Origin of the sequence: Methylocaldum sp. (assembly GCF_039794385.1) — a bacterium.
Lineage (GTDB): Bacteria > Pseudomonadota > Gammaproteobacteria > Methylococcales > Methylococcaceae > Methylocaldum.
Genome location: NZ_JBDIVO010000180.1, coordinates 1 through 9,461, shown reverse-complemented (window position 1 = coordinate 9,461; position 9,461 = coordinate 1). Strand labels below are relative to the sequence as shown.

General features: G+C 57.6%; 11 protein-coding genes. 5 read left to right on the top strand and 6 right to left on the bottom strand.

Annotated features, from left to right (window positions below):
- Positions 1 to 202: 202 nt before the first annotated feature.
- The 3 genes from ABJK70_RS15030 to ABJK70_RS15020 all read left to right on the top strand — a co-directional run bounded on the left by ABJK70_RS15030 (position 203) and on the right by ABJK70_RS15020 (position 2,244).
- Positions 203 to 568, top strand: a complete 366-nt coding sequence (locus ABJK70_RS15030; RefSeq protein ID WP_077729141.1) for a hypothetical protein — start codon at positions 203 to 205, stop codon at positions 566 to 568.
- Positions 569 to 918: 350 nt separating this feature from the next.
- Positions 919 to 1,305: a YkvA family protein gene (locus tag ABJK70_RS15025; protein ID WP_077729142.1), complete on the top strand. Its 387-nt coding sequence runs from the start codon at positions 919 to 921 to the stop codon at positions 1,303 to 1,305.
- Between the two features lie 762 nt (positions 1,306 to 2,067).
- Positions 2,068 to 2,244, top strand: coding sequence for a hypothetical protein (locus ABJK70_RS15020; RefSeq protein WP_156879397.1), 177 nt, complete (start codon positions 2,068 to 2,070; stop codon positions 2,242 to 2,244).
- 17 nt (positions 2,245 to 2,261) lie between these two features.
- Here ABJK70_RS15020 and metE read toward each other — a convergent pair whose 3' ends face one another.
- Complete coding sequence (gene metE / locus ABJK70_RS15015) at positions 2,262 to 4,559, bottom strand: 5-methyltetrahydropteroyltriglutamate--homocysteine S-methyltransferase (protein WP_347258365.1); 2,298 nt, start codon at positions 4,557 to 4,559, stop codon at positions 2,262 to 2,264.
- A gap of 100 nt (positions 4,560 to 4,659) precedes the next feature.
- On the opposite strand from metE, the gene ABJK70_RS15010 reads away from it, so the two are divergent.
- Both ABJK70_RS15010 and ABJK70_RS15005 read left to right on the top strand, forming a co-directional pair.
- Positions 4,660 to 5,586 carry a LysR family transcriptional regulator gene (locus ABJK70_RS15010; RefSeq protein ID WP_156879395.1) on the top strand — a complete coding sequence of 309 codons (927 nt, stop codon included), beginning with the start codon at positions 4,660 to 4,662 and terminating at the stop codon, positions 5,584 to 5,586.
- Between the two features lie 217 nt (positions 5,587 to 5,803).
- On the top strand, positions 5,804 to 6,046 hold the full coding sequence (locus ABJK70_RS15005; RefSeq protein WP_133718656.1) for a hypothetical protein: 243 nt from the start codon (positions 5,804 to 5,806) through the stop codon (positions 6,044 to 6,046).
- 158 nt (positions 6,047 to 6,204) lie between these two features.
- Here ABJK70_RS15005 and hisC read toward each other — a convergent pair whose 3' ends face one another.
- The 5 genes from hisC to ABJK70_RS14980 form a co-directional block, all read right to left on the bottom strand.
- On the bottom strand, positions 6,205 to 7,272 hold the full coding sequence (gene hisC / locus ABJK70_RS15000) for a histidinol-phosphate transaminase (RefSeq protein ID WP_347258364.1): 1,068 nt from the start codon (positions 7,270 to 7,272) through the stop codon (positions 6,205 to 6,207).
- Positions 7,265 to 7,732 carry a GNAT family N-acetyltransferase gene (locus ABJK70_RS14995; RefSeq protein ID WP_077729147.1) on the bottom strand — a complete coding sequence of 156 codons (468 nt, stop codon included), beginning with the start codon at positions 7,730 to 7,732 and terminating at the stop codon, positions 7,265 to 7,267. The genes hisC and ABJK70_RS14995 overlap by 8 nt, the downstream gene beginning before the upstream one ends.
- Before the next feature lie 19 nt (positions 7,733 to 7,751).
- Positions 7,752 to 8,240 (bottom strand): cupin domain-containing protein, encoded by a 489-nt coding sequence (locus ABJK70_RS14990; protein WP_347258363.1) that lies wholly within the window; start codon positions 8,238 to 8,240, stop codon positions 7,752 to 7,754.
- 85 nt (positions 8,241 to 8,325) lie between these two features.
- Positions 8,326 to 8,751 carry an SRPBCC family protein gene (locus ABJK70_RS14985; protein ID WP_077729261.1) on the bottom strand — a complete coding sequence of 142 codons (426 nt, stop codon included), beginning with the start codon at positions 8,749 to 8,751 and terminating at the stop codon, positions 8,326 to 8,328.
- A 270-nt stretch (positions 8,752 to 9,021) separates the two neighbouring features.
- The coding region (locus tag ABJK70_RS14980) for a helix-turn-helix domain-containing protein (RefSeq protein ID WP_347258362.1) at positions 9,022 to 9,461 on the bottom strand (440 nt) is incomplete at its 5' end.

The following is a 9,461-nucleotide window of genomic DNA, read 5'->3' as shown; positions in this document are numbered from 1 at the left end:
TTAGACGAGCATCCTAGGCAAAAATCGCGATCTGAGGGCACGTTCCCGATCGTCGGCTGGTGCCGGGGGATTCGGTCTCGCGCACTAGGCCGTCCGAAATGTCATTCGCAGCGGAACCGCTTCGCCATTCCGCTCTACCGCGGACCACCAGATGAAATATATTTAGCGGCAGAGAGTCTGAACGATCATGGAGGTGCGCAGAATGAATATCGACGTATCGAATATCCGGAACGACAGGTCTCTCTCCTGTCTCCTTTATTTGTATCTGTGGCCGCTCTGGATCTTTGAAAACGTAAATGTGGGCTCCTTCCTGGAGCGCGCTGCGGCATACCGCCGCAACCGATCCAAGCGGGTCTACCTGCCAGGCTACACGGCGAAGTGGATTGTCATCTTCGCGATACTCATGGCCATGCTATCGGCGCTCGAATGCATGGGAAACGTCTTTGCCGCATGGAAATTCTCCTTCACCCTTCTGGCATGCGGAACGGGTATATTGGCAATTTTGGCTTTCGTTGTGGTTGTGATGACCGTCGCCATTTATTTGTTATTGACTCATTGGGAGTACTGAGATTCTACTTGCAAGAGTAATCGAATCGGCACGGGCGCCGGGGCCGTCATCCGCCTCCGGCGCTCGCCAGATGTAGCGAGCGGATATTCGTCACCATGCTCTTCAGGCACTGAGTTACGGCACAGCCAGCCGGCAGCATCCGACAAGATAGCCACACTTGCCACTTCGCTCCCGGCTCATCCCGCACCTTTCGAACGCTCACAGGCGTTCCCGTCATCCCGTGATCGAACAAACCGGAAAATACGCCAAGGATTGCTGCGGAGCACACACGGAGAGCGTAAATTAGACCTGCCGCTGATCGTGTGAAACCGCGATCAAAGGTCCTCGAATTTCCTTGAGAGGAAAAACCAATGTTGAGACAAAAGATTAAAGAACGGCTGAACGCCGACGCCAAAAAGCTCACCGAGAGCGATATCAAGCGAGTGATCGAAAAGGCCGACGACATAAAGCGGACGTTCGAATCCAAAGGTCCGCTCGGCCGTTTCCTGCGGGACGTCAAACTGATGATCGCACTGGTGCGGGACTATCGGAACGGCACCTATCGCCAAATCCCCTGGTATGCGCTCTCGGCGATTGTCGCCGCCCTCCTCTACGTCTTGAGTCCGGTCGATCTCATCCCGGACGTCATCCCGATTCTGGGCTACACGGACGATGCGCTGATGTTGAGCGTTTGCCTGCTTCTGGTCGAGCAACAACTTGCTGAATACGAGTCCTGGACCGCCGAAATGTCCACCTAAGCTAGCGATTTTCGCAAGATACGGCGAGTATCCGAATCGCATCATCTGCAAACCGCCGCTTCGATCACGGCCTAGGAAAACTCGGTTAGCCCGCATTTCTCATACCCCTTCGTAGCGAGGGCGTCGAGACGCCGCTGTGGCGCGCCGCACGGACTGAGTGACGGTGTCGTTGTAGGTCGGCAATCCTTTGCCGACGAGCGTGTGTCGGGAAAGGATTGCCGACCTACGATACGACGTCGAGCCGGCGTGAAGGGCTTCTCCGAGCGGGTGGCCAAGGAAGGCCACCCCGAACTTGGCGCGGAGCCGGACGGCGCGTCACGGCGAGCGGATCGGCGTCCGCAGTAGGAAGGGCGGCTCCGGCGCTCCCGGCCAGACCCTTCCCCGGATAACCGTTTGCGATTGGAAGGGTCGCGGCTAAAGCGACCGTTTGCGATTGGAGGGTATGAGAAATGCGGGCTAGGTAACCCCACGTATTGTCTTAACCTATTCCGAGCGATCTAATACCTGCCACTCGGCTCGGACATCCGCCATAACCCGCGGGACGCGCGGATTGATGCGCCGAGTGCGAAACGGGATGTTTCGTCCCAGAGAGCCAAGGGAATAGCGGTCTTCTGGACGTCTCCACGGATGGCGAGTATCAGCACTGAGTGATGACGGGGGTCAACGGGTGGGAGGCCACTCGGGCTCGCCGAAGTCGGCGGGAACACGGAGGTTCAGCCCGTCATCACTCAGTGGCTTTCCCGCGAACGTGCACGCGCAGCCATGATCCAAATTTCTTCCTCGTCGCGATTTCCCCGCTGGGCACGGACGGCAACCCGCATCTTCGTCGCCGGACAGTTGCTCAAGGCGGTTTCCCGGCTGACTGTAGGCAGCCCGGTGGCACGGGCCATAGCGCTCGTCAAAGTGATCCGGATGGTTCGGAACCGACGGCGCGTTTGATCGGTAATCGGATCGCCTCACGAATGAAGTCGATCTTCAACCGCTGGCGCCCATCTTCGACGCAACGTTCTTGCCGCCTCGACCATATGAGCCAGGGTTTGCTCCGCCTCCGGCCATCCGCGCGTCTTGAGTCCGCAGTCGGGATTGACCCAGAGCCGTTCCGGAGAAATGGCCTCGCACGCTTTTTCCAGAAGGCGCAGCATCTCCTCTTTGTCCGGTATGCGGGGAGAGTGAATGTCGTAGATACCGGGGCCGATGTCGTTGGGATAACGGAAATCGCGGAAAGCGGTCAGCAAATCCATGTCGGAGCGGGAGGTTTCGATGGTGATCACGTCCGCGTCCAGATCGGCGATGGCCGGCAAAATGTCGCTGAATTCCGAGTAGCACATATGGGTGTGGATCTGGGTATCGTCCGCCACGCCGGATGAAGCCAGGCGAAACGCTTTTACCGCCCAATCCAGATAGCCGTTCCGGTCCCGCCGCTTAAGCGGCAAACCTTCCCGAATAGCAGGTTCGTCGATCTGGATGGCCGCGACGCCCGCTTGCTCCAGGTCGTCGACTTCGTCGCGAATGGCCAGGGCGATTTGCAGAGCAGTGGTAGCTCGGGGCTGATCATCGCGTACGAAGGACCATTGCAGGATAGTCACGGGACCGGTCAGCATGCCTTTAACCGGCTTTCGGGTCTGCTTCTGGGCATAGGCGATCCATTCCACGGTCATGGGCTTTGGCCTTGACACGTCGCCCACGATGATCGGCGGCTTGACGCAACGGGAGCCGTAACTCTGCACCCAACCCTGCCGGGTGAAGACGAAACCCTCCAGTTGCTCGCCGAAATACTCCACCATATCGTTGCGCTCGACTTCTCCATGCACCAGGAGATCCAACCCGAGCGCTTCCTGTTTGTGCACGGCTTCGCGTATGGCTTTGCGCATGGTTTCCCGGTACAGGGCGTCGTTCAGCTCCCCGTTGCGGTAATCGGCGCGGGCCTTGCGGATGTCCGGCGTCTGCGGGAAGGAACCGATCGTGGTGGTCGGAAAGACAGGCAGCCGCAGCCTTTTCTGCTGCAATGGGATCCGTTCGGGAAAGGGCGAGTAACGCCGAAAATCCGCTTCGGTCAACTGGTCGAGACGGGCCCCGACCGCCGGATTGTGAATCCGCGGTGACGTCGCCCGGTTCTGCAACACCCGATCCTGGGCTTCCAGTTCGGTCCGGATGGCATCCACGCCCAGCCGCAAGCCTTTGTCCATGATCGCCAGCTCATCGAGCTTCTGCACGGCAAAGGCCAACCAGTCTTTGATCTCTGGATCCAGTTCGGACTCCGGCTCCACGTCTACCGGTACGTGGAGCAGTGAACAGCTCGGCGCCAGCCACAGCCGCTTGCCCAGCTCGGCACGGGCGGTTTCGGCCAGCGCCAGCGTGCGTCTGAGGTCGGTACGCCAGATGTTGCGGCCGTCGATGAGCCCCAGCGACAGAATTTTGTCCGAAGGATACCCGTCGACGAAAACCGGCACCTGATCCGGCGCTCTGACGGCATCGATATGCAATCCAGCCACCGGCAGCGCCTTCAGCAAGCTCGCCTGATCCGCCGCCGAATCGAAATAGGTCGCGAGGAGAATTTTCGGCCCCGCCGCTGCCAGAGCGCGGTAAGCCTCCCGATAGCCGGCGAGCCAATCCAGCGGCAGGTCGAGCACGAGGGCCGGCTCGTCCATCTGCACCCAGGCGACGCCTTGATCTTTAAGTCTCCGGAGGATTTCCGCATAGACCCGCACCAGATGGGGCAGTAATTCCAGCCGGTCGAACCCTTCTTCCTTCGCCTTGCCCAGAAACAAATAGGTCAAGGGACCGATCAGCACAGGCTTGGGATTGAGTTTCAGAGCCTTGGCCTCCTCCACCTCTTCGAACAACCACTCCGCGCCCAGGCGGAACCTCGTGTCGCGATGGAATTCCGGGACGATATAGTGGTAGTTGGTGTCGAACCACTTGGTCATTTCCATGGCCGGCTGATCCTTGCTGCCTCGGGCCAGTTCGAAATAGCGGTCGAGATCCGGAGGCTCGTCGCCGAAACCGAAGCGTTCCGGAACGGCTCCCAGCAATACCGCCATGTTCAGCATTTGATCGTAATAGGCGAAATCGCCCACCGGCACCAGGTCGATCCCGGCTCGGGCTTGGAGTTTCCAATGCCGTTCGCGCAACTGTCGGCCGGTTTGCTTCAAATCCGAGAGACCGATCTTGCCGGTCCAGTAAGCTTCCAGAGCCTGCTTCAACTCGCGCTTAGTCCCGATGCGGGGAAATCCCAAAGAATGCGTCACCGCCATGAGTCTGCTCCTCTTGTAGGTCGATTCGGAGCTGGCATGATCGGCTCGCGATGATTATTATTCAAACTCAACTTTTTCATAAACTTCATCGATTTTGTTCATGATTCAGTCGATTTTGGAGCTGCGCCATTTGCAAACCCTGCTGGCCCTGGTGGAAACCGGCACCCTGTCCCGAGCCGCGACCCGGATATATCTCTCCCAATCGGCGATCTCGCATCAGATCAAGCAGCTGGAGGAGCACTACGGCGTCAGCCTGTTCGAGCGCAAGAGCCAGCCGCTGCGGCTCTTGCCGGCGGGCCAGCGCCTGCATACGCTGGCGGAAACAGTCATGAAACTGGTCGGAGATGCGGAGCGGGACGTCGCGCGCATCGCCCAGGGCGAAGCCGGGCAGCTCCGCATTGCGGTGGAGTGTCACACCTGCTTCGATTGGCTCATGCCGGCCATGGACCAATTCCGGGAGCACTGGCCGGAAATCGAGCTGGATCTGGTCTCGGGCTTCCACACCGACCCGTTGGCCCTACTGCTGGAAAATCGCGCGGAACTGGTGGTGGTTTCCGAGCCGCAGCACCGCTCGGGGCTTGCTTTTCATCCACTGTTCAGTTTCGAAATCGTCGGCTTGGTGTCGCGGCAGCATCCGTTCGCGCCCAAACGCTTCCTGAAACCCGAAGATTTCGCCGCGGAAACGCTGATCAGCTATCCGGTGCCGGACGACATGCTGGACATCGTGCGCAAGGTCCTGAAGCCGGTCGGTATAGAACCGAAACGGCGCACCGCCGAACTGACGGTGGCTATCCTACAACTGGTGGCCAGCCGTCGCGGCATTGCGGCCTTGCCCAACTGGACGGTTCAGAGCTATCTGGAGCGGGATTACGTCTTGGGAAAACCGATCGGCAAAAAAGGTCTGTGGAGCGCCTTGTACGCGGCGACTACCGCGCCGATGGCGACATCGGCCTTTATGCTGGACTTCCTAGATACCGTACGTTCCAGCAGCTTCCGGAACCTGCGGGGACTTCAACCGCTGTCGTAGCCGGTTGGGTCTGCCCGAAGACGGCTCGTAGGTAATTTTACGTGCTTACAAGGCGCGCAAAGGAGGCTTGAATAGAGTCCTCTGTAAATTTGTCGCACCTTATCTTTGATTTCCTCAGTCACGACCCGAACCTGTTTCGGTATCGATTTACACCGACCACTCGTCGAGATCAGTTCCGCTCGATGTCGTCGACATTCCGATGCGGTTTGAGCGTATAATGGATAAATCTTCCACGGCTATGAATCCTCGATTGTCACAATCAAGCACCAAAATTCCCCTCGGTACGGCAGTACTGTATAAACCCAAACGACCGCGCTTTTTCAAGGACTCCTACCTCCCCGGTCAACCCGCCATCGTCAAACGCTATTCGCGCTTCAACAGCGACGACTGTTTTATCGAATTTCCTTCCGGCGGCATTTTGCGGGTACCCGAGAGCGACATCGAACCCGTGGTAGCGTAGCTACAATCTGGTGAATTCGGTAATCACCCCAAAATCGACCATGGGTCCAACGTAGCGATGTGGTTTGATGCCGCGGTTGCAGGCGTTCGGGTCCGTTGTGTGCCGTTGCTTCCGCCAGAGATCCCCGCGTTTTATGCCGGTGGCCGGTATGAAACGACTCAGCGCGGCGATTCCAAGATAGACGCTAGCGCCTCCGCCAACGCTCGGCACTGAGCGTCGGTGCCGACGGTGATGCGCAGGAATTGCTCTATCCGCGGCTGCCTGAAGTGCCGCACGATAATATGCCGCTGCCGAAGCAGCGCAGCCAGCTCCGCTGCGTCCCTATGGGGATGCCGGGCGAATACGAAGTTCGCGCCGGACGGCAATACCTCGAATCCCAATCCGGATAGCTCCCGAACGAGCTGATTCCGGCTCCGGATGATGGCTAGCCGCGTGCTCTCGAAATAGTCCCGGTCCTCGAACGCCGCCACCGCGCCGGCGATGGCCAAGCGATCCAGCGGATAGGAATTGAAGCTGCCCTTCACGCGCTCCAAAGCCTCGATCAAACCGGCGTCTCCGATGGCGAAACCTACCCGCAGGCCGGCCAGGGACCGCGACTTGGACAACGTTTGTATCACCAGCAGATTGGGGAAGCGTTCGACCGCCGCCACGGCGGATTCGCCGCCGAAATCGATGTAGGCCTCGTCTATCACCACGACCGATTCCGTGTTGTTTTCGAGCAGCGCTTTGATATGGGCGAGCGGCAGCAGGCAGCCGGTAGGCGCGTTCGGGTTCGGGAAGATGATCCCGCCGTTCGGGCGCCGGTAATCGTCGATCCGGATGTCGAAGCGCTCGGTCAGCGGAATGCAGGTGTGCTCGATGCCGTAAAGACCGCAGTAGACCGGACAAAAACTGTAGGTGATATCGGGAAACAGAATGGGCAAGTCGTGCTTCAGCAGCGCTTGAAAGACATGGGCCAGCACCTCGTCCGATCCGTTGCCGACGAAGATTTGATGTTTCTCGACGCCATAAAATCGGCCAATGGCCTCTTTCAGGCGATCGGCATCGGGATCGGGATAAAGCCGGAGCGTTTCGCCCATCTCGCCACGCAAGGTTTCTAACACCTTGGGCGAAGGAGGATACGGATTTTCGTTGGTGTTGAGCTTGATGAGATCGTTCAACCTGGGCTGCTCGCCGGGCGTATAAGGCGTCAAATCCCGAATGGCGGGACTCCAAAATTTATTCACGAATTACCGACTCCAGTTTCATGGGTATACAAATCACGCCCGAAACGTCGACCGCTTCGGATTGCCTGACGAATCCGAATTTTTCGTATACGGCGACGGCATAACGAGACGAATTCACGGTAAACACACCTGGATTTCCGGCACTGAGACTCGCGGCTTTGGCGACTTCCCAGAGCCTTCTGGCCACGCCCTTGCTCTGGAAACGTTCGGATACGAACAAATGATAGAGATGGCGATTGTCCCTGATTGCGATCACACCGGCCAATTCGCCATTTTCCTCGGCAAGGTGATAGCGGTAACCCGACTCCAGGTAGCTCCTGATCGCGACCTCGCTCATCGACTCGAGCAAGCGGCCGGCTCCTTCCTCGGAAAATTCGTGCGCGATGTACTTGCCGGCGAGATCGCGAAGGAGCGCGCTGATGCGTCGCGCATCATCCGGAGTGGCAGCTCGAATGTCCATTCATGGCTCGCCTGGAACCTCACTCGTAAGGCGTACCGTCTTTGCGGAAGAACCGATAAGAGCCGCGAACCGCACGCGCCTCCAAATCTTCGTCGGGATAGTTGGCAAGGTCCCCCGGAAGCCGGTCGCCGATTTCCAGATAGACCGCGACGGATTGTCCGCGGTTGATCAGCTGATGCCCGTCCGGCTGGCCGCCCGGAAATCCGGCACATAGTCCGGGGCCTAGGATTTGCTCCCCTTGCTCGGTTACCAGGGTCAATTCCCCCTCCAGAACGTAGATGAACTCGTCCTGCCGGGTATGCCAATGCCGCAGCGCCGACACGGCGCCCGGCTCCAGTGTGACCAGGTTGACGCCGAAGGTCTGCAGGCCCAGCGCATCGCCGAGAGCCCTTTTGCTTCGTCCGGCGGTCAATGAACGGAGCCGTTCCGTCGGATAGGTCGAGGCGGTTCTGGCGGGAACACGGGAAGGGTCGAGCGCGGGTAATGTCAAAGATGTTTCTGTCTTCATCGGGCAAATTTCCAATTAGGCTGGTTCGAAGAGTGGCTCACCGGTCGTCGTGCTTGGGGAAATCTCCGCTGCATTCGATGATGCTCTATGCGGACTGGAGGTCTTTCTCCATGCCGTCAATACCTGCGCTGATAGCACCGCGCACTAGCTCGGCCACCGATGCGGCATCTTCGGGCTGCGATTCGAAATCTATAGTCCACACTACAACGCCCAAGCCATCATAAGACTTAAAGACTTCGACCGTCCCTTTGTAATAGGTTACGGGAAATGGAGATATCGGCCGAAGATATATCAATCGCATGTTTATGTCGTCGATTTCTTCAATAGTGTCTTTTATCTCGCCGCCGCCTGCTACGGTCATATATCGCAATGCGCCCTTTCCATCACCCTCTACTCTGCACGTTTCGATGAACGGAAACCAAACGTCGAGTCTTCCTATTTTTCGGATCGCTCCCCAAACCATATCGGCGGGGACATTTAGCTTTTTCGTAATCGGTTGTTTAGTAAACATCGACATCTCCTTAACCAGTTTTCGCGATCGAATGAACACCTTTGTGACAATGCCGCACCGTTCTATCGATCTACAACGACTTCAATCTACAACGAACCTTTTGGCGGCCCGTGCGGCGTACTGTAGCAACACGATCTATCGTTCGTATTGGAAAAAACCGACAAGCGGAAGCGGCACAGTCCTAAACAGCGTGGCCGAGCGTGAAACGGAGAGAAATATAGAGGCGCGAGAAATGGCCAAGAGGGTTCTTCGAGCGATAAAACAATCGCCTTAGCGTCCGGCTCGATGTAGATTCAATAATCCGGAAAACTGTATGGTTTTGGAAGCTTCCAATCGAGGATGAATGGATTCCGGCGACATCCCGTAAAGCTCATGGAAATCGCGAATCATATGGCTCTGATCGTAGTAACCTGCTGCATATGCCGCATCCGCCCAATTTGAAAGCATTCGGCGCTGGAAAAGCGCGTTCCGCAAACGGACGATACGAGCATATTTCTTGGGCGTAGCGCCGACATGAATTTGGAACCGCCGTTCGAGCGTGCGTTCGGTCAAGCCTAAAGTTCGGGCGAGCTTCGAAATGGGATAATTTCCGTTTGACTTATCCAACTCCTTGCACGCTGTTTGAATCAGCAAATCCTCATTGTCCCGATTCAAAATCGAAAGCAAGAAATGCTCGACACATTGGACGCGCTCGCTAGCGCTCCTCTTAA